Raw genomic sequence first — 19,361 nt, 5'->3', positions numbered from 1 at the left:
TTAAGTACCCTGATAACGTTGAATAGCAGTTTCAACTAACTGATTAAAATCGTGTTCATTACGCACTTTTGCAACCTCTTCTGAAGTCACTGTATAACCATAATTACGCGCAATCGTTTCATAGCGTGGAATCCGCGAATGGAATAAGCGCGGGAAAATCCAGCGAGTAAACTCATCTGGGTCCATTTCTGCCGCGTATTTCAAACCGGTTTCTTGTAAATAAACCGCAAGCTGTTCTTGCAAGAATTGTGGGCGATAGTACAAAGGTTTCGGATCACTTTTAGCCCGATCAATCAGCTTTTGCTCTTCCGCGGGAGTGGTGACTTGAATATACAGAATCAGCGAATGCTCAGCCAATAGCTCAATCACACCCGGCTCATCCAACTCACAAAGACTCCCACCCACATCATTCACAAAATGTGGATAACCATAAATACTATGCGCTTTGCGAATAAATTCCGGTACATCATACATCGCGCGAATTTCAGCTAAGCGATATTCCGCTTGATGACGCACGAATTGATCAAGTGCAACGCCCCCTAATTCTGGATTACCTAATTTACCGACATATGACAGCACTGGCCCCGGATCATCAATCGTGATGTTATTGGTGATAAAGATCCAATCTTTGCGCAAAAGATCTTTTAAGAACGGCACTTTCATCGCCTGCTCTTTGATTAAATCAAGAATAGCTTCATCTAAATAGCGCTTACCAATCCGGTAATCACCCGAATAATGGAACCAATCATGTTGCCGTAAAGTAGTGGAAAGGTGGGTTTTTCCTACTCCAGACATGCCTAATAAAGTAACGCTTTTATTTTTCCATTGACGGTAATCTTCAACCGAGAGTCGCACAGCTATTCCCCAAATAAGTAAAAAAGTTAATGCCGAATTGTAAACAAAAAAGGCATCTGTTTGCACAGATGCCTTTAATTTGAGCTAAGAGTAGTACTTACACTACTCGTGATCTAGGTAAAATTACTTTTGACCTAAACCTAAAGCTTCTTTCACCAGCGCTTGTTGCTGAGCTTGGTGCACATAGAGTGAACCTACTGCTGGCGCTGCTGCTGCTGGACGACTTACACAAGAGATTTCCGCCAACTCATAAGCCTCGAAACGGTGACGAATACCGTCCCACGCACCTTGATTCACTGGCTCTTCTTGGCACCAAATCAGTGTTTGCAGATTTGGATAAGCAGAAACAATTTCACGCAACTCAGGTGCAGGGAATGGATAAATTTGCTCAATCCGCACAATCGCCACATTGTCCATATTGTTTTTCCGGCGCTCTTCTAAGAGGTCGTAATAAACTTTACCGCTACACATGATCACGCGATCAACTTTCGCTTTATTTGCTGTGATATTGCTATCCACTTCATCAATAACTAACTGGAACTCACCCGCAGTGAAATCCTTTAGCTCATTGACAGCCAATGGATGACGCAACAAGCTCTTCGGTGTGAACACGATCAAAGGCTTACGATAATTACGCAGCACTTGGCGACGTAGCATATGGAAAGTTTGTGCAGGTGTGGTTGGAATCACAATCTGCATATTTTCCTGTGCGGCTAATTGCACCATCCGTTCAATACGAGCAGAAGAGTGCTCTGGGCCTTGGCCTTCAAAACCGTGTGGTAAAAACATGACTAGACCGCATAAACGTTGCCATTTTTGCTCACCAGAACTGATGAACTGGTCAATTACCACCTGTGCACCATTCACGAAGTCACCAAATTGGGCTTCCCAAATAGTTAGATTTTCTGGCTCAGCAGTGGCATAACCATACTCATAGGCTAATACTGCTTCTTCAGATAACACCGAGTCGATCACATTGAAAGAACCCTGCGTTGGGGTCAGATTCAATAAGGGTAACCATTGCTTACGTTCTTCTTGATGATGCAGGACTGCATGACGATGTGAGAACGTACCGCGACCACAGTCTTGACCGGACAAGCGCACATTACGCCCTTCTTCTAATAAAGTCGCATAAGCTAAGGTTTCACCGAAGCCCCAATCGGCAGGCTTTGCACCTTTACCCATCTCCACTCGATCTTCAATCACTTTCAGTACACGGCGATGTACTTTGAAATCGGCAGGAATATTGTTTAACCAACTCGCCGAAAGCGACGCAACACGTTCAGCACTGACTGCTGTGTTAACTTTATCGCGCCATTTCCCTTCTAAATAGTTTTTCCAGTGAGTTTGTAGCTCATTGGGCAAGCCCTCAACGACAGGCTGACCAAAATAACCACGCACTACTTCACCGGCATCCATTACCGCACGGAATTCAGCAACCATTGCGTCTGCTTCTTCGCGAGTAACCACACCTTCTTTCACCAACTTATCTGCATATTGCGTGCGCGTGGTTGGCAAGTTACGGATGATGCTATACATCACTGGCTGAGTCATGGCTGGCTCATCCGCTTCGTTATGACCTAAACGGCGATAGCAAACTAAGTCAATCACCACGTCTTTCTTGAAGCGATTGCGATAATCTAAGGCCACTTTCGCAGCATAAATAACCGCCTCTGGATCATCACCATTCACGTGAATGATCGGTGCATTGATCATCTTTGCCACGTCGGTGGGATAATGGGTAGAGCGACTGTCTGTCGTGGTACTGGTGGTGAAACCGACTTGGTTATTGATCACGATATGGACCGTACCGAGCGTGCGATAACCACGGGTCTGTGCCATATTGAAGGTTTCCATCACCACGCCTTGACCTGCAAACGCAGCATCACCGTGGATACTAATCGCCATCACCTGTTCGCCTGTACGATCACCACGCCGCTCTTGACGAGCACGCACTGAACCGATGACGACGGGGCTGACGATTTCTAAGTGAGATGGATTAAAACCTAAAGCCAAGTGAACGGGGCCACCGGGGGTCATGACATCGCTAGAATAGCCTTTATGGTATTTCACGTCGCCCGTGTATTGTCCATCGCTAACCTTGCCTTCGAACTCACTGAACAGCACGCCGGAAGGCTTGTACATGACGTTGATTAATACATTCAAACGGCCACGATGCGCCATACCGATCACTGCTTCTTTCATGCCTGCCGCGCCGCCTTCTTGCAGAATGCGATGCAACATTGGAATTAAGCTTTCACCACCTTCCAAGCCGAAGCGTTTTTGACCGACGAAACGGCGATGCAAATACTGCTCAAACCCTTCTGCGGCCGTTAACTGCTTAAGCAGCATTTTCTTTTGATCTTTGCTGAGTACTTCGCGCCCCATTTCAGGCTCAATCCGTGCCTGAATCCAGCGCTTTTCTTCCAGATCCATAATATGCATATACTCAAAACCAATCGTGCGGGTATAGGTTTCTTTTAATGCATTAAAAATATTCCCCAAAGTCGGCGTAGCTTTCAGATTGAAAGAACCGGGATCAAAGGCAATATTGGGATCAGTATCTTGTAACTCATTCGCTTCTAAGGTTAGCTCAGGCACATTCATGCGAATGCCATAATCCCCTAAAGGATTAGTATTCGCTGCCAAGTGACCAACATAACGATGAGAGTTAATTAACCGTGACACACGTACTTGGAAACTACGACGTTCTAAGACGCTTTGTGGCTGATAAGTCTCACCGCCAGCCATGGCAGCGCCTGCAGCACCATTAGCTTTGGTTTTACCACCACTATTTAGGCCAGCATTCTGCTCTAAGAGATCGAGGTTTTTAAAGTAGTCCCGCCATTCAGCAGACAGGCTTTCTGGGGATTCTTGATATTGCTGATAAATCTGTTCCAAGAGAATGGCTTGCTCGCCATCTAGAAAAGACTCATCGAGCAGGGCGTTACCTGGTTGGCTCATCATCCGTACTCCTTCGTGCTCCTAGTAGATGCTGCTAGTTATGCTTATTTAAGCCTAATGTCGACAATCTTAATGATTCAGGGGGGCAAGTATATCCCAAAGGGACAGTAATTCCATCCCTTAATCGTGAAGTTTTGACAAGAAAAACGGGGTTAATTTAACCAAATTAAGCTAGCCATACGCCCAGTTTGGTTGTCTCTACGGAACGAGAAGAATAAATCTTGTTGGGTATAAGTGCATAAACCGCCACCATAAACCGCTTTCACACCACTAGCTAGCAAGCGTTGCTGGCCTAACTGATAAATATCAGCCAACCATTTACCTGTTTTAGTAGCTTGGAAAGCTTTAGTGGCTTGTGGATCATGAGCCATAAAGGCTGTACGTACTTCATCGCCCACCTCAAAAGCTTGTGGCCCAATCGCTGGCCCCATCCACGCAAGGATTTCTGCAGGATCACAGTCTAAAGCATGGACTGTTGCCTCAAGTACTCCATCACACAAACCGCGCCAACCAGCATGCGCAGCCGCTACCCGAGTGCCAGCCCGATTACAGAATAAAACCGGTAAGCAATCAGCCGTCATCACCACACAGACTTCATGCGTTTTGAACGAAACAGAAGCATCTGCTGGGCAGCCCAGATTGTCGACATTCTGCCGCGCGACTTTCACACCATGTACTTGTTGCAACCAAAAAGGCGTACTGGGCAAATCTAAGACTTCAGCCACCAATTGACGATTACGTGCTACGGCTATTGGGTCATCGCCGACATGCTCGCCCAAATTTAAGGAATCGAACGGTGCAACGCTAATCCCACCCGAGCGCGTGGTGCAGACAGCATGGACATTTTCAGGGGCAGGCCAATCAGGTTTGAGCCAATCCTTCATACAGCCTCCTCCATTCTTAATAGTGCCAATAACACTTCCATATCTTCAGGTACAGGGACTTCCCACTCCATTGCTTCTTCAGTGATAGGGTGGATCAAGCCTAAGTGTGTTGCATGTAAAGCTTGGCGGGGGAAAGTCCTTAAAGCTTCACGTAGCTCTTCACTAATGCCGGCCGGTACACGCGGACGTCCACCATAAAGTTGGTCACCTACAATCGGCATATGATTCGCGGTTAAGTGCACACGAATTTGATGGGTGCGGCCAGTTTCTAAGGCCACACGCAATAAAGTGTGGTGGCGGAAGCGCTCCTCAATTCGATAATGCGTAATCGCTTCTTTGCCACCTTCCATAATGGCCATTTTTAAGCGATCAATGTGGTGACGACCAATATTCGCCTCAATCGTGCCGCCAGCAATCACCGGCCGCTGGACTAAGGCTAAGTACTCACGGCTGACATCGCGTTCTTGCAGTTGTGCAACTAGAGAGTGATGCGCCTCTAAGCTCTTAGCGACGACCATTAAACCGGTAGTGTCTTTATCCAAACGATGCACAATCCCTGCACGCGGCAGCATTTCTAATTGCGGGTTATAGTGCAATAAGCCATTTACTAAAGTACCTGTCCAATTACCCGCTGCAGGATGCACGACTAGATCCGCTGGCTTATTGAGTACCAACAAATCCTCGTCTTCATAGACAATATCGAGGTCTATTTCCTCAGCTTCGGAACGGGTTTGGACTTCTTGCGTGGCATGGATAATAATCTGCTCGCCGCCGGTTAAGCGCTCCTTGGGTTTGAGCGGCTTATTATCGACCAGTACCTGTCCGGATTTTATCCACTTTTGCAATTGGCTCCGGGAGTATTGAGGGCATAGGCTGGCGACAACCTGATCTAAACGCTGTTGTGCCATTTCTGGCGGGACAATGCTAACTATTTGCTGATCTTGGGGCATGTTAAAACCAATGAATGCGGTATACTTCCAACTTTATTCCATCATACGTGTTATAAAACAAATGTCGATAAGTAGAACAGCACCAGGAACTCTCACTCGTATTGCCTTAAGCCTTATGCTCGCCGCTAGTCTAAGTGCCTGCTCGATGTTTTCTTCTAGTGACAAACAAAAAGACGAAACTGAAGGCTTATCGGCTGAAGCTATTTATCAAAAAGCTCAAGCGGCTGTCAAAGCCACTGATTATCAAAAAGCGATTAAACTTTACGAATCCTTAGAAGCCCGTTATCCGCTTGGTTTACATGCCCAACAAGCTCAGCTGGAATCGGCTTATGCCTATTATAAATACGATGAGCCAGATACCGCTTTAGATATGGTTGACCGCTTTATCCGCATGAATCCAGGTAGCAAAGATATGGCCTATGCCTTGTACCTGCGCGGCTTGGTAAATTTCAATCGCGGTAGCAGCTTGGTTGATCGTGTCTTCCCACGCTCGATTGCTGACTTAGATATTGTGCGCCAAAAAGAAGCCTTCCATGATTTTTCACGCGTGATTAATCGCTATCCAGATAGCCCTTATGCGAAAGATGCACAATTACGGGTGCAATATCTGCGTAATACTTTAGCCGAATCTGAAGTCAATGTGGCTAAATACTATATGCAGCGTGGTGCGTGGCTAGCGGCTTTTAATCGTGCTGAATATGCGATTAAACATTATCAAGGCTCACCAGTCGTAATTGATGCTTTGGAAATTAAAGTACAAGCTGCTCAGCAGTTGGGCAAAGCTGATTTAGCAGCTGATAGTATGCGTGTCCTAGAAGCTAACTTCCCCGAGCGCGCCGCCAAACTCAAAGCCGGAAAATAAAATATTTATAATCAATGATTTGCCCATAAATTTCTTGGGCAGATCTACGTTTATCAGTGCGCTTATCTGAAATTCTTCACCCTTCGCCTGTCCTCCCTTACACTCCAGTTGTAAGAACCCAAATAAAAAAATAATAAAAATTAAGGGGCAACATGAACCACTCACTTTCGTGGCGAGTTTTGGTGTTGGCTGGGTGTCTATGCTGTTTTCAAGCTGTTCAAGCGGATGACGATACTCCAGTCACTACACCTACACCCAACTATATGGGCGCAAGCCTTGGTACGGCATCTTCAGAATTCTGTACTGGTTTGAATAACTGTGGTGAAACTAATAATACTTGGAAGGCTTATACCGGTGTACGCCTAAACGATAAGATTTTCGTTGAAGGGGGTTACGTACAATTTGGCGAACAGCAAGGTATAGATGCTAACAACAACCAAACTAGTTCGAGCACCAAAGGTTATAACACCGTTGGTGTCATTACCTATCCACTGAATAGCCAAATTGAATTGTTCGGTAAAGCAGGCATGTGGTGGTGGAAAAACGAACAAAAAAAATCCACAGGTACTAGCAAAACGGAGGGCAGCGACATTCTGCTGGGCGCTGGGGCAAATTATAACCTTGGAAATAATATGGGTGTGCGAGCAGAATGGGAACGCTATCAAATCTCTCAGGATAATACGGCTAAGCAACCTTTAGATTTATTGTCAGTGGGTGTGACTTTTTCTTCTCTATAAATTAATAAAAATAATAAAACTATATCAAATAGGGGTTTGATCATGTTTACAAAGTCAGTCATTGTGACTTCTATGCTTTTGGGCTTAGGCTTACTCATGTCCTCTTCAGTCGAGGCGGGTGGTAGTTACCAAAAACAAAACTGGGGAGTTTCTCCACAAGCGCATTTGTATGGTGGTGGGAGTTTAGGCTTAAGCAATCAAGGCGCATTTGATGATGGCTTAACGGTCGGTGGCAAAGTCTATGGTGGTATGAAATTCAATCGGATGTTGGGGGCTGAAGTCGGCTATATGCATATTGGCGAAGCTGAGGGTGAATCAAAAGACACACCTGATGGTCGTTTGAAAGCGGATTTAACCAGTGATATGGACGCTATCTATGCCGCTGCCGTTGGCTATTTACCCGTTGCACCACATATGGATTTAATTGGCAAAGCGGGTGTAGCCCGTTGGTCACAAGATAGTAGTAAAGATGTAAAAGAAATCGCCGAAAAATCCTCGACTACGGATGATGGCATCAGCCCGTTAATTGGTGTAGGTGCACAATATCGGGTTAGCCCTAATATGCATATCCGTGGCGAATGGGAACATGCCTTTAATGCTGGCACTAAAGATACCGCCTTTGAAACCGGAATTGATCTAATGAGCGTCGGTGTGACTTTTTCGACTTTTTAAGATTTAAGAACTCGTTAAAACAAGAAGAATTAAGAGGGGTTTGTCATGAAAAAACTCATGCTATTGAGTTTAATACTGGGCTTATTGAGTACGGCAGAAGCTGTGCAAGCTGAAGGGTTATTTGGCTTTAATACTGCACCGGTTGACTCCAACTTTAGCTTTAACAATGGCTTAAAAATGTATGCAGGGGTCAGTGCGGGTTATGCGATGCAAAGTGATGCCTGTAATATGCCTTTCTTCCAAGGTAGTTGCGAAGATGGCTCCGCTGGTTGGAAAGTATTTGGTGGTGCACGCTTTAATCCCATGTTTGGTACTGAGCTTGCTTATGCCAAGTTAGGCACTGCTGAGAAAGCGGGTAAAGTCGGAGCAGAAAATGTGTATGTTAAAAATGAAGTCGCAGGTTATCAATTGAGTGGTGTTGCCTATTTACCGATTAATGTTGTGCCCAACTTAGAAATTATGGGTAAAGGTGGGGCGATGTTCTGGGAACGTAACACCAAAGAATCACTCGATACAGCAGGTGAAGAAACCACAGATAAAGGTATTTCCCCTTTAGTGGGTGTAGGGGCGCAATATCAACTCAATCAAAACCTGCATGTACGCGGTGAATGGGAGCATGTCTTCAACACAGGTTCAGGCTCTGAACATGAAACAGACGCGAATAACTATACGGTTGGCTTTATGTATTCCACCTTGTAAATTCTCTACCTCAAGAGTAAGGCTGCACATTTCCCCGCTCTTAGGTTAGAGTGTGGGCATTTCAGCCTTGCCTTGAGGAAGACATTCATGTCTAGACAATCCGATTTTATTGCTCCCTCGATTCTTTCGGCGAATTTCGCGCGTTTAGGCGAAGAAGTCGACCACGTATTAGCTTCAGGTGCCGACCTTGTACATTTTGATGTGATGGATAATCACTACGTACCCAATCTCACGATTGGCCCTTTAGTTTGCGAAGCTCTACGCAAACACGGTGTTACAGCACCAATTGATGTGCATTTAATGGTTAAACCCGTGGATCGCATCATTCCTGATTTTGCTAAAGCGGGGGCAACTTACATTACTTTTCACCCAGAAGCCTCAGAGCATGTTGACCGCACTCTGCAATTGATCCGTGCTGAAGGCTGTAAAGCAGGCTTAGTCTTCAATCCTGCCACGCCGTTAAATGTGCTGGACTATATCTTGGATAAAGTTGATATGATTTTGCTTATGTCGGTGAATCCGGGGTTTGGTGGGCAAAGTTTCATTCCTTCTGCACTATCTAAATTGCGTGCAGCGCGAAAGCTCATTGATGACTCTGGCTTAGATATTCGCTTAGAAATCGATGGTGGTGTGAAAGCCAGTAATATCCGCGCAATCAAAGAGGCAGGTGCTGATACTTTCGTGGCAGGCTCTGCACTATTTGGTGCAGCCAACCCCAATGATCCACAACGCTATAACAGTATTCTTGCCGAGTTTCGTGCTCAATTAGCTGAAGCGACCATTTAATGAGTCGATTTCAAGCTAAATTGGTCTTAATTGACCTGGATGGAACGCTCGTTGATAGCGTTCCTGACCTAGCCTATGCTGTAGATCAAACCATGTTGCGTTTAGGCTTACCCCAACGTGGCGAAGCAGCGGTACGTACTTGGGTTGGTAATGGGGTCAAGACCTTAGTGGAGCGAGCCTTAACTAATGAGTTGCATCAGCCCGCCGATCCTGTCGCACTTGAGCAAGCCTTAGGCGTTTTTATGGAAATCTACGCAGAAAACACCTCTCAACGCAGCCGAATTTATCCAGGGGTACTAGAAGGCTTAGACTTTTTACAAAGCTGTCAACAGCTTAAAGTGGCTTGTGTGACCAATAAAGCTGAACAGTTTACGCATAAACTATTAAAAGACTTAGGTCTGTTCGAACGCTTTGACTTGATAGTTAGTGGTGACACGTTGCCAGAAAAAAAACCACATCCCCTACCCCTCTTGTATGCTGCGGAACGATTAGGTGTATCAGCCTCTGCAGCGATTATGCTGGGTGACTCCAAATCAGATGTGCAGGCCGCACGTGCTGCGGGTTTTAAAATGATTGCGGTCAGTTATGGCTATAATCATGGTGAAGATATACGTGACTATCAGCCAGATGCGGTGATAGACTCCCTCCAAGAATTAACTACTCTCATTCAGTGTGAATAATGACTCTATTTCCAAACAAACTGCAACGATGGCGTCCCTGAGTTTCCTCTAAACTCAGCCATTTTCTTAATCCTTTTGTTTGGAACTTGTCATGAATCAAGACACATTTGTTAGCTATTTTACCCAAGGTTTTAACCGCGTTCCGGTTAGCCGCACGATTTTAGCTGATCTCGATACCCCTCTGAGTGCTTATTTAAAGCTTGCCGATGCGCCTTATTCCTATCTATTCGAATCTGTGCAAGGTGGGGAAAAATGGGGACGCTATTCGATGTTAGGTCTTCCTGCAAAAACTATCATCAAAGTTTATGGCTTACGGGTAGAAATTCATCGTGCCCATCAAGCAGTGGAAAGTTTTGAAGTCACTGATCCATTGGCTTGGATTAGTGAGTTTCAAGAGCAGTTTAAAGTCCCCGATTTAGCTCATTTACCGCGTTTTACAGGTGGTTTAGTGGGCTATTTTGGCTATGAAACCATTCGCTATATCGAAAAGAAACTGGCTAAAGGCAAAGAAAAGCCTGATCCGATTGGCACACCGGATATTCTGTTAATGGTCTCCGATGAAGTGGTGGTATTTGATAGCCTGCGTGGTGAATTGCATTTAATTGTGCATGCTGCAGCCGATGGCTATACGCCAGCACAGAAAAAGTTAGACGCTTTAGAACGCCAATTACAGGAAGCACGGCGTTTATATCAAGCCGCGCCTGTTTCACGCCAAGTTGAAGAAAGCGATTTTATTTCCGGCTTCACGGAGCAGGGTTTTAAAGATGCGGTCTTGACTGCTAAGGAATACATTAAGGCAGGTGACATCATGCAGGTGGTGCTCTCGCAGCGCATGAGCATTCCCTTTGCCGCTCCACCTTTAGATTTATATCGTGCCTTGCGGCGCTTAAATCCTTCCCCCTATATGTACTTCCTCAATTTAGGCGATTTTCATATTGTGGGTTCCTCACCTGAGATTTTAGTACGTTTAGAAGACGATACGATCACAGTACGTCCTATTGCAGGCACTCGGCGGCGTGGTGACACCGAACAGCGTGATCAGGAACTTGAACAAGAATTACTAAATGATCCTAAAGAGCTGGCCGAACACTTGATGCTGATTGACCTAGGCCGCAACGATACAGGTCGAGTGAGTGAAATCGGCTCAGTAAAGCTTACTGAGAAAATGATTGTCGAGCGTTATTCGCATGTGATGCATATTGTCTCGAATGTGACTGGTAAACTTTTGCCTAATTTGAGCGCGATGGATGTTTTGCGGGCTACGTTCCCCGCTGGCACTGTAAGTGGTGCACCGAAAATTCGCGCGATGGAAATCATTGACGAACTAGAGCCTGTCAAGCGTGGTATTTATTCAGGTGCAGTAGGCTATTTGTCTTGGAGTGGTAATATGGATACGGCGATTGCGATTCGTACTGCGGTTCTCAAAGACGAGACCCTACACATTCAGGCGGGTGCTGGTGTAGTTTATGACTCCATCCCACAAATGGAGTGGGATGAAACCATGAACAAAGGTAGAGCGGTATTTCGCGCTGCCAGTGCTGCCTTGTCAGGTTTAAACGGTAGGCATAAATAATTTTACTTACTGTAAACCGTTTTTGAGAATACCAGCTAAACGCTTATCTAATTGTTGATCTGAATAGAGACCGAAATAAGGCTTACCAAGGTCTCTATAGGCCCACAACGACCAACTTAAACCGGCTTCATTCATCACACTTATTTTATCGCGCACCAAGTTATAACGCGAAGAACCTTTAGCCGTGGATAAAGCACCAAATTCACCTACATACAATGGCACATTATTATTCCTTGCCCAAGTTACATAGGGTTGAATATCGGTAGTTAGCTGATCCTTAGTATAAAGCTCATAATTACCGTTTAGATAAGCTAAGCTTAAGCCAAACTCAGCATTTTTTAACTCTGGCGCATAGAACCAAGCTTGTAAACTTAACTTATCCCCTTCCTTTACTTTAATTAAAGGGGCTGTATAGAATTGATTCGTTTGACTCCAAGTTCCACCACCATTACTCCCAGTTATTTTGAGGCTTGAATGTCCGCCAGAGACATCGTCTGGCCGATTAACTGTATTATCCCAACTACCAGAAAAATCTCCATTACCCGCAAACACCCAATTAGCAGGCTGTTGATTATTATTAATGGAGGCCTTTTCCATACTCCCATTCACAACATTAAAAGAACTACCATTTTGAGTAACAGTAATATCATCAATCCAAACATTACCCACATTCCTTACAGCAGCAATGCTTAGTGCAGCAAACTCAACATTTGCAGGCACAGTCAGTTCATGACTTTCTAAATGCTCCCAATTTGTTAATGGCTTAATTACATTAAAACCTTTCCCCCAGTTGCTTATATATACATCCTTTAAAACTACACCGGGGTAGTTATAGTCAGTGGGTACAGGTGAGTCACTTGCGCCAGCATAGCCCGCATAACTAATCAGATAGGGCTGATAATCATGGAAAGAGTAAACCACATTAGTATCATTCACTAATTGGAAACTAGATTCTTTAGTAGAAGCAGGCTCAATAAAGAACATATGGTTTTTATCGACAGTGCGAATGGTGCTGATAGCACTATCAGCGAGGTTCCACCACTTTTGTGCATCTGCAGGACTAGGCTCGTTAAATAAGTCATAACCCGCGATGATTTTCTTATCGGCATAACGAGTGGCAATGGCTTTCCAAAGATTAACGAATTTTTGCTTAGCGACAGTATTATTCCAAATCTTACCTTGCCCAACTGCAGTTTCCGGTGGAACAACATGCATATCTAGAATTAAATAAATACCTGCGTTTTCACACCATTTCACGTAATTATCAATCAGCTGATAACCTAAGCCCGATTGAAAATACTGCCAATGCAAACCTAAACGAATACTGTTTACCCCAAGCGATTTCAGATATTTAATATCTGCTTCAGTAGCATTTTTGAGAGGTGCTGTTTTATCCCATTGATATTGATAGTAATAGGTATGAATATTCACTCCACGTAAGTGGATAGCTTTACCTTGGGCATCCTGAATTTGGCTTCCGCTCACTTTAAGAAAGCCTGTACTGGCTTTAGATATGTTTAGGTTAAGCGGTACACTGCTCGCATCACTGAGCCCTGTCGTCATCACTACGCCCAAACCAACACTAAAAGCCAGCGCTTGCGCGCGTAAGTTTAACTGCATACAAACCTCATAATGAGCAAAATTAAGGATGACTTTGAAGCAATGGCACACTAACGAACCTTGCATTTCACCTAGGATAAAGGTGCGCTTCTACGCAGACTAGGTTAATCTTTAGCTTTTGAGATTCTAACTGAAGATCGCTATGCAAAAGATACTGATGGTCGACAATTACGACTCGTTTACCTACAACTTAGTGCAGTATTTCGGCGAGTTGGGAACTGAAGTCCAAGTGGTGCGGAATGATGAAATTCCAGTGGAGGCCATTGAGAGCATTGCACCTGAAAGAATCGTACTCTCCCCCGGTCCTTGCACCCCTACAGAAGCTGGTATTTCAGTCCCTACTTTAGAACGCTATGCGGGTAAATGGCCCATTCTTGGTGTTTGCTTAGGTCATCAGTCAATTGGTCAAGCCTTCGGTGGCAAGATTATTCGTGCTAAGGAAATTATGCATGGTAAAACCTCGATGATTCATCATAAAGGTATTGGTGTTTTTACTAATCTACCTAGCCCCTTTGAAGCCACCCGCTATCATTCCTTAGTGATTGAGCAAGAAAGCCTACCAGACTGTTTAGAAGTTACTGCATGGACAGAAACTGAAGACGGCAGAATCGACGAGATCATGGGCGTGCGCCATAAGCATTTGCCTGTTGAGGGGGTACAATTTCATCCAGAATCGATTTTGACAGAGCATGGACATGCAATGCTGCAGAATTTTTTAGAGGGGAAGTAAATTCCCCTTATCCAAATTATGGTCGCTTATCACAGCATCATTTCTAATAAGAATTTCGGTATTATCAAGAGCCTCTTGATTAGAATAAGTATTCATAGTCATACTATAAATAGAAAAGTTATCGACAAGTTTATCAGCATTATCTGGGGTGGTATAGGATAGCCATTCTTCATAGTAAAAACGATGTTTAGGATCGATTTTTGGTTGCTCCAATTTTCTGATATAAGAAGCTCTAGCCCACCAAAAATTATACCATATCCATCCACCTCTAACTATTTCCTCTTGATTTTTAAGCTTCTTAAGCTTTCGCGCTGGAAACAGGCCAATCTTATTGATTTTATCCTTTTCCTGAAATAATTTAATACACAACTGCCAATCTTTAAAGATAGAGCGCGTCAAAATTTCCTCGACCTTAATTCGCCCTGGTTCGGAATGGGTCATTCCTTTCGTGTGCAAGTATACAAAGTACTTATATTTCTTATGTGCTTGTGCAAGTGACCAAACAAAATTCACCCCCCAATATTCAAATTTATTCTCACTATAATATTCAATTTTTTTATAGCGAGGTTTTATTTTTGTAAAGAAAGCCTCTATATTTTCCACACCCGATGGATTGGAAACAACTATATACAAATCAGCTACTGATAAAACTCCAGTACTATTTATATCCCTAAGTTGGCTTAGAACAAGTTGCCTCCAATCTTTATTGGGGTTTATATAGACATAATAAATTATAGCTGTTTGCTTACTTTTAAAATAAAAACCAGCCGTAACTCTTTTAGTAAGTGCATATAAAGACTGCATAGCAGATCGTTATAAGTTTTAGCGTCGTACCCAACTCACTTCCATATCCTCAGCCTCCCCCATACCGCGCTCTAATAAACCCACTAGCTCTGGATCAGCTCCATTTTCCTTAAAGATCTCTAGCTCAGCACGGTTGAGCCAATAATCGGTATCGCTTGGGCTTTCTTCTTCCAGTTGATCGACTAAAAACTGTAGTTGAACTTCAGTGATAGTTCCGATTTCAATCCCAGTATCTTTATTGGTTAATACGATCATTGCATGACTCCTTGATTAAAAGATTCGAGATTAGCAGGCTTCAATTAGGATTTCTTCGCTAAACCGATACTCGTCGCAATTGTTTCCCGTGCCACCCGTACGATCCAAACAAATAAAATCACGTACATCTTCAGGGCTAAACATATAGTGATGCCATACACCTCGACGATAATTAATCCCTTGCTGAGCACCAACTAGAAATAGACGTATCTGCCCTAAGAGGGGTTGATCACCGACAGGTGCAACCACTGTAAAAAAAGGCTTACGCTCTAAAGAGATAAAAGCTTGGCTACTTTGTGGATGGCGCTCCATCACTTCAATACGAAAAGGAAACTGCACGGGCTGCGAGCGAAAAATACTAACCGTAGGTTTACCCGCATTATCTAAAGTATCCAAGTTTGCCAAATCGCTATAGCGCTCAGTTTTGCCATAATTAATTAAGTAAAAATCACGCTCTGTAGTTTCAATGACATCCCCAAAAGGTGCAAACGCAGCAGCCGTTAGTAGCTCAGGCTTTAGAATATAAGCCATCTTATTGCATTCTCAATTGACCAAACGCACGAATACGACTTACCCCGCCATCGGGATACATATTTAAGCGAATATGTGAAACCAACCCGATCTTCTTTAACTGCTCGACAAAAGTAAACTCAGTATCCGCGGCCATTTTTTGGGGGGGCAATAACTCCTGCCAATACAAACTTTGAGCAGCAATACTAGTTTCATTTCCATCGGTATAGAGCGTGCCATACACTGAACACTCATAAGGATAATTACCTTTAAAATGAGCCGTATCCAACACTAAACGTGAGATTTCACCAACACCTGCTAAGCGAATAATCGCCCAATCAAACCCAGGCTCACGCCGCCGTCGTGTTTCCCAACCATCCCCCATGTTGAGTCCACGTCCTGGGGCAATGAGATTGCTAATATGCCCAAAATGCATATCGCTAGCACACAAAGCACGCCCACCGTTTAACATTGCAGCTAAATCTAGCTCTTCGCCTTCAGATAAAGCAGCTAAATCTTGCCGTATCTGCCCATACACACGTAAGCGTGCAATGCCCCCATCTGGATAAATATTGAGGCGTAAATAACTCCAAGTTTGTTTTGAGTCAATCGTAAATACATTGTGGCTATTACCCTGTAACGCGCGAGCATCCAAAATCTGCGTCCAGCGCGTAGTGGCATCGGGTGGATTTGCACTATGACAGGCATCAATGCTCACTGAAGGGGCATAATTACCTGTGAAATGCGAGGTATCAATATCTACACCATGAATCAGGCCGGGACATAGTTGAATAATCGCATAATCATAACCATCACCACGTTTACGGCGGGTTTCCCAGCCATCCATCCATTTGCCATTTTCATCGTATTTACCAGGAATGAAGACAGCCGGTTCTGGATTCAATAAGCGATATAAAGGCGCAAAGAACTCATCCGTGGCTGAAATAGCTGCTGCGCCAAGGCGAGGCTGGGCTAGATCAACATATTGAGTTTGTAACTGGGTTAATAAATCAGACATTGCAAATACTCACTGCTTTATTTTTCAGAAGGTATTTATCGGAACTACCATGATCTACTCAAACAATTCACTCAGGCGATAACCCGCGATACGATTAATTTCAGCCAAGGCCGTCGCAAACTCCTGTTGAGAACTATGATGAATCCGCTGCTCAAATCCTTGCAAAATTTGTGCTCGTGTTGCATTTTTCACAGCCATAATAAAAGGAAAAGCGAACTTCTGTTTATAAGCGGTATTTAGCTCTGTAAAACGCACTAACTCTTCAGCGTTACATTGATCCAAACCAGCACTCGCTTGCTCTTTGCTCGACTCCACGGTTAACTCACCCTGCAAAGCCACTTTCCCTGCTAAATCAGGATGCGCTCGAATGAGGGCTAATTGCTCTGCTTTTGAAGCCTTGCCCAAAGCTGCTCTAAAAGCTTGTAGTAAAGCCTCCTGATCTGCAAAAGGGCGAGCTTGCCAAGTGCGTTCTGCCATCCAGGGTGAATGCTCGTAAATGCCGCCTAGTAAACGGACAAACTCTGCTTGATCTAAAGTATTTAACCGCGCGACTGATATTTTCATATTGCAGTTCCCACAGGTGCTGGATGCTCTTTCCGCCAATGTTCAGCAATATCAATGCGTCGACACAACCAAACATCTTGATGTCGCTGTACATAATCAACAAAGCGCTGTAAAGCCGCAAAGCGTGCAGGCCGCCCAACAATCCGGCAGTGTAAGCCAATCGAGAGCATTTTCGGTGTGGTAGCCCCTTCAGCATACAAGACATCAAATGCATCTTTCAGATACTGAAAATACTGTTCGCCACTATTAAAACCTTGGGGGCTAGCAAAGCGCATATCATTCGTATCGAGGGTATAAGGCACAACCAAATGATCTTTGCCTTGTACCTTTACCCAGAATGGCAAATCATCGCTATAATCATCCGCATCATACACAAAGCCGCCCTGCTCAATCAGCAGCTCACGTGTATTTGGGCTATTGCGTCCGGTATACCAACCTTTCGGTTTTTCACCTGTCATACGCTCGATAATCTCAATCGCCCGCTGCATATGTTCATGCTCTAACTCTTTAGCCATGAATTGATAATCAAGCCAGCGCCAACCATGACTGCAAATTTCAAAGCCTGCTGTTAGCATGGCCTCAACTGCGCGTGGATTACGCTCCAAAGCCATCGCTACCCCAAAAATCGTAAGGGGAATCTGTCGATCAGCGAATAAGTTATAAATCCGCCAAAAGCCCGCACGGCTGCCATATTCATAGAGGGACTCCATACTCGGATGGCGCATGCCCTCATAAGCACGTGCACCAATAATCTCCGAAAGAAAAGTTTCAGAGGCAGCATCACCATGCAAAATACAGTTCTCACCCCCTTCCTCGTAATTCAAAACAAACTGTACTGCTATGCGTGCCCCGCCTGGCCAATTCGCTTGCGGCACTTGATCAGCATAACCGATTAAATCACGGGGATAAGATGTCACTACCGTCATCCGATTTTTATCCTCTGTAAAAGCTTAGTGGGTAAGCACAAATCTTATGGCTTTACCTGTTGCGCCCATTTCAGCACCAAAGCCCGCTCTTCCTCAGTCATTTGTGTGAGATTCCCTAAAGGCATGGCTTTAGAAGAAACTTGCATTGCAATCAAAGCGGCTTGCTGACGAACTTGCTCTTCGGTTTCTAACCGCACACCTTTGGGGGCTACTGGAAAAGCAGGATGCGTCGTTTGGGCGGCATGGCAAGTCACACAACGCTGTGTAAACACTGGTTGAACTTGGTTATAGCTAATTGCAGATGCTTGTTCCAAACTCACTTTAATTTGCGGATAACTTGCAAACAGAGCCGTAGCTGCAAAAATCACGAAACCAAGAATCAATAACCACAAAGGCCTCCAATTACCCACTTTAGTGCGAGCATTAAAGTAGTGGCGAACTAGGCCACCGACTACAAATAAGCCCATTAGCACTGCCCAATTCCAGTTACTCCCAAAGCTTGCAGGATAGTGATTACTGATCATGCAAAACATCACTGGCAAAGTCAGATAATTATTATGTAGCGAACGCCAACCGGCTTCCTCACTTAAACGTTTGTCTTGCGGCAAGCCCTCCACAATGGCTTTAACTAATTTACGTTGGCTGGGCATGATCACGAAAAAAACATTCCCAGTCATCCAAGTCGCTAATATCGCCCCCAGTTGTAAAAAGGCACCACGTCCACTAAAAATGTGTGTCAGTGCTATCGCCAGCAATACGATAAAACCTGCGGTGATTACTTTAGCTAAATTGGTTTTCTTGCGCGCAAACTCGCTTTTCCATAAGAAGTGATAGACTAACCAACTGCCTGCTAAGAAACTTAAGCTGATCAGAACTGCTTGCCAAGGCTCTAAAGCTAAGACACTGGGATCAATTAAATAAGCATCTGCACCGAGATAGTAGGTAATCACCAACAAGGTAAAACCGCTGATCCACGTCCAATAAGACTCCCACTTAAACCAATGCAGTGGCGCAGGTAGCTGGCCGGGTTCGATATTACGTTTTTCAATATTGAAAAAGCCACCTGCATGCAAGGCCCAAAGCTGGCCTGCAATTTTTGGATTATCTGCTTGAAGGAGATGGTTCAGTAACCAATTGAAATAAAAAGAAGCGCCGATCCATGCAAAGGCGGTAATGATATGTATCCAACGTATGGCGAGGCTAGCCCACTCCACTAAGATTGTTTCCATTACTAAACCCTTGTGGTCGATTACTAAAATCTAGCACGACCTA

Annotated in this window: 20 protein-coding genes; 8 read left to right on the top strand and 12 right to left on the bottom strand. The window is 44.4% G+C overall.

What is annotated here, in order from left to right; translation table 11 throughout:
* From Q0230_RS00385 to rluD, 4 genes are all read right to left on the bottom strand, one after another.
* Complete coding sequence (locus Q0230_RS00385) at window positions 1-855, bottom strand: ATPase (protein WP_298607001.1); 855 nt, start codon at window positions 853-855, stop codon at window positions 1-3.
* 123 nt (window positions 856-978) lie between these two features.
* Window positions 979-3,819, bottom strand: coding sequence for a 2-oxoglutarate dehydrogenase E1 component (locus Q0230_RS00380; RefSeq protein WP_367274115.1), 2,841 nt, complete (start codon window positions 3,817-3,819; stop codon window positions 979-981).
* Between the two features lie 152 nt (window positions 3,820-3,971).
* Window positions 3,972-4,703, bottom strand: a complete 732-nt coding sequence (gene pgeF / locus Q0230_RS00375; protein ID WP_298606997.1) for a peptidoglycan editing factor PgeF — start codon at window positions 4,701-4,703, stop codon at window positions 3,972-3,974.
* Complete coding sequence (rluD, locus tag Q0230_RS00370) at window positions 4,700-5,653, bottom strand: 23S rRNA pseudouridine(1911/1915/1917) synthase RluD (protein ID WP_298606995.1); 954 nt, start codon at window positions 5,651-5,653, stop codon at window positions 4,700-4,702. The genes pgeF and rluD overlap by 4 nt, the downstream gene beginning before the upstream one ends.
* Before the next feature lie 61 nt (window positions 5,654-5,714).
* On the opposite strand from rluD, the gene Q0230_RS00365 reads away from it, so the two are divergent.
* The 7 genes from Q0230_RS00365 (at window position 5,715) to trpE (ending at window position 11,662) form a co-directional block, all read left to right on the top strand.
* Window positions 5,715-6,515, top strand: coding sequence for an outer membrane protein assembly factor BamD (locus Q0230_RS00365; RefSeq protein ID WP_298606993.1), 801 nt, complete (start codon window positions 5,715-5,717; stop codon window positions 6,513-6,515).
* Between the two features lie 152 nt (window positions 6,516-6,667).
* Complete coding sequence (locus tag Q0230_RS00360) at window positions 6,668-7,252, top strand: porin family protein (RefSeq protein ID WP_298606991.1); 585 nt, start codon at window positions 6,668-6,670, stop codon at window positions 7,250-7,252.
* 42 nt (window positions 7,253-7,294) lie between these two features.
* Window positions 7,295-7,924, top strand: coding sequence for an outer membrane beta-barrel protein (locus Q0230_RS00355; RefSeq protein WP_298606989.1), 630 nt, complete (start codon window positions 7,295-7,297; stop codon window positions 7,922-7,924).
* 45 nt (window positions 7,925-7,969) lie between these two features.
* Window positions 7,970-8,623: an outer membrane beta-barrel protein gene (locus tag Q0230_RS00350; RefSeq protein WP_298606987.1), complete on the top strand. Its 654-nt coding sequence runs from the start codon at window positions 7,970-7,972 to the stop codon at window positions 8,621-8,623.
* Between the two features lie 87 nt (window positions 8,624-8,710).
* Window positions 8,711-9,409, top strand: coding sequence for a ribulose-phosphate 3-epimerase (rpe, locus tag Q0230_RS00345; RefSeq protein WP_298606985.1), 699 nt, complete (start codon window positions 8,711-8,713; stop codon window positions 9,407-9,409).
* Complete coding sequence (locus Q0230_RS00340) at window positions 9,409-10,089, top strand: phosphoglycolate phosphatase (protein ID WP_298606983.1); 681 nt, start codon at window positions 9,409-9,411, stop codon at window positions 10,087-10,089. Before rpe ends, Q0230_RS00340 begins: the two co-directional genes overlap by 1 nt.
* A gap of 91 nt (window positions 10,090-10,180) precedes the next feature.
* Window positions 10,181-11,662, top strand: a complete 1,482-nt coding sequence (gene trpE / locus Q0230_RS00335) for an anthranilate synthase component I (RefSeq protein WP_298606981.1) — start codon at window positions 10,181-10,183, stop codon at window positions 11,660-11,662.
* A gap of 6 nt (window positions 11,663-11,668) precedes the next feature.
* Here the strand turns inward: trpE and Q0230_RS00330 are convergent, their stop codons facing one another.
* Complete coding sequence (locus Q0230_RS00330; RefSeq protein WP_298606980.1) at window positions 11,669-13,282, bottom strand: cellulase family glycosylhydrolase; 1,614 nt, start codon at window positions 13,280-13,282, stop codon at window positions 11,669-11,671.
* A 142-nt stretch (window positions 13,283-13,424) separates the two neighbouring features.
* Between Q0230_RS00330 and Q0230_RS00325 the strand changes: the two genes are divergently transcribed.
* Window positions 13,425-14,012 carry an aminodeoxychorismate/anthranilate synthase component II gene (locus tag Q0230_RS00325; protein WP_298606978.1) on the top strand — a complete coding sequence of 196 codons (588 nt, stop codon included), beginning with the start codon at window positions 13,425-13,427 and terminating at the stop codon, window positions 14,010-14,012.
* Here Q0230_RS00325 and Q0230_RS00320 read toward each other — a convergent pair.
* From Q0230_RS00320 to Q0230_RS00290, 7 genes are read right to left on the bottom strand one after another with little or no spacing between them, the layout of a single operon-like run.
* Window positions 13,998-14,816: a hypothetical protein gene (locus tag Q0230_RS00320; RefSeq protein ID WP_298606976.1), complete on the bottom strand. Its 819-nt coding sequence runs from the start codon at window positions 14,814-14,816 to the stop codon at window positions 13,998-14,000. The two genes, Q0230_RS00325 and Q0230_RS00320, sit on opposite strands and share 15 nt — an antisense overlap.
* Window positions 14,817-14,834: 18 nt before the next feature.
* Window positions 14,835-15,071 carry a hypothetical protein gene (locus tag Q0230_RS00315; protein ID WP_298606974.1) on the bottom strand — a complete coding sequence of 79 codons (237 nt, stop codon included), beginning with the start codon at window positions 15,069-15,071 and terminating at the stop codon, window positions 14,835-14,837.
* Between the two features lie 30 nt (window positions 15,072-15,101).
* On the bottom strand, window positions 15,102-15,602 hold the full coding sequence (locus Q0230_RS00310; RefSeq protein WP_298606972.1) for an ureidoglycolate lyase: 501 nt from the start codon (window positions 15,600-15,602) through the stop codon (window positions 15,102-15,104).
* A 1-nt stretch (window position 15,603) separates the two neighbouring features.
* Window positions 15,604-16,599 carry an allantoicase gene (gene alc / locus Q0230_RS00305; protein ID WP_298606970.1) on the bottom strand — a complete coding sequence of 332 codons (996 nt, stop codon included), beginning with the start codon at window positions 16,597-16,599 and terminating at the stop codon, window positions 15,604-15,606.
* 54 nt (window positions 16,600-16,653) lie between these two features.
* On the bottom strand, window positions 16,654-17,163 hold the full coding sequence (uraD, locus tag Q0230_RS00300) for a 2-oxo-4-hydroxy-4-carboxy-5-ureidoimidazoline decarboxylase (protein WP_298606968.1): 510 nt from the start codon (window positions 17,161-17,163) through the stop codon (window positions 16,654-16,656).
* Complete coding sequence (gene puuE / locus Q0230_RS00295) at window positions 17,160-18,089, bottom strand: allantoinase PuuE (RefSeq protein ID WP_298606966.1); 930 nt, start codon at window positions 18,087-18,089, stop codon at window positions 17,160-17,162. The genes uraD and puuE overlap by 4 nt, the downstream gene beginning before the upstream one ends.
* Window positions 18,090-18,133: 44 nt before the next feature.
* On the bottom strand, window positions 18,134-19,318 hold the full coding sequence (locus Q0230_RS00290) for a urate hydroxylase PuuD (protein ID WP_298606964.1): 1,185 nt from the start codon (window positions 19,316-19,318) through the stop codon (window positions 18,134-18,136).
* Window positions 19,319-19,361: the final 43 nt, after the last annotated feature.

The organism is uncultured Thiothrix sp. (genome assembly GCF_937876535.1).
Lineage (GTDB): Bacteria > Pseudomonadota > Gammaproteobacteria > Thiotrichales > Thiotrichaceae > Thiolinea.
Note: the sequence above shows the minus strand (reverse complement) of the source record. Positions and strands in the feature narration are given on the sequence as shown.

Bases quoted from the DNA above. Each gene is read 5' to 3' on its own strand.
- Q0230_RS00340 (WP_298606983.1), top strand. From the start codon at position 9,409: ATGAGTCGATTTCAAGCTAAATTGGTCTTAATTGACCTGGATGGAACG.
- rpe (WP_298606985.1), top strand. From the start codon at position 8,711: ATGTCTAGACAATCCGATTTTATTGCTCCCTCGATTCTTTCGGCGAAT.
- uraD (WP_298606968.1), bottom strand. From the start codon at position 17,163: ATGAAAATATCAGTCGCGCGGTTAAATACTTTAGATCAAGCAGAGTTT.
- rluD (WP_298606995.1), bottom strand. From the start codon at position 5,653: ATGCCCCAAGATCAGCAAATAGTTAGCATTGTCCCGCCAGAAATGGCA.
- trpE (WP_298606981.1), top strand. From the start codon at position 10,181: ATGAATCAAGACACATTTGTTAGCTATTTTACCCAAGGTTTTAACCGC.
- Q0230_RS00380 (WP_367274115.1), bottom strand. From the start codon at position 3,819: ATGAGCCAACCAGGTAACGCCCTGCTCGATGAGTCTTTTCTAGATGGC.
- Q0230_RS00355 (WP_298606989.1), top strand. From the start codon at position 7,295: ATGTTTACAAAGTCAGTCATTGTGACTTCTATGCTTTTGGGCTTAGGC.
- Q0230_RS00360 (WP_298606991.1), top strand. From the start codon at position 6,668: ATGAACCACTCACTTTCGTGGCGAGTTTTGGTGTTGGCTGGGTGTCTA.
- Q0230_RS00325 (WP_298606978.1), top strand. From the start codon at position 13,425: ATGCAAAAGATACTGATGGTCGACAATTACGACTCGTTTACCTACAAC.
- Q0230_RS00320 (WP_298606976.1), bottom strand. From the start codon at position 14,816: ATGCAGTCTTTATATGCACTTACTAAAAGAGTTACGGCTGGTTTTTAT.
- pgeF (WP_298606997.1), bottom strand. From the start codon at position 4,703: ATGAAGGATTGGCTCAAACCTGATTGGCCTGCCCCTGAAAATGTCCAT.
- Q0230_RS00290 (WP_298606964.1), bottom strand. From the start codon at position 19,318: ATGGAAACAATCTTAGTGGAGTGGGCTAGCCTCGCCATACGTTGGATA.
- alc (WP_298606970.1), bottom strand. From the start codon at position 16,599: ATGTCTGATTTATTAACCCAGTTACAAACTCAATATGTTGATCTAGCC.
- Q0230_RS00315 (WP_298606974.1), bottom strand. From the start codon at position 15,071: ATGATCGTATTAACCAATAAAGATACTGGGATTGAAATCGGAACTATC.
- Q0230_RS00310 (WP_298606972.1), bottom strand. From the start codon at position 15,602: ATGGCTTATATTCTAAAGCCTGAGCTACTAACGGCTGCTGCGTTTGCA.
- Q0230_RS00365 (WP_298606993.1), top strand. From the start codon at position 5,715: ATGTCGATAAGTAGAACAGCACCAGGAACTCTCACTCGTATTGCCTTA.
- Q0230_RS00350 (WP_298606987.1), top strand. From the start codon at position 7,970: ATGAAAAAACTCATGCTATTGAGTTTAATACTGGGCTTATTGAGTACG.
- puuE (WP_298606966.1), bottom strand. From the start codon at position 18,089: ATGACGGTAGTGACATCTTATCCCCGTGATTTAATCGGTTATGCTGAT.
- Q0230_RS00330 (WP_298606980.1), bottom strand. From the start codon at position 13,282: ATGCAGTTAAACTTACGCGCGCAAGCGCTGGCTTTTAGTGTTGGTTTG.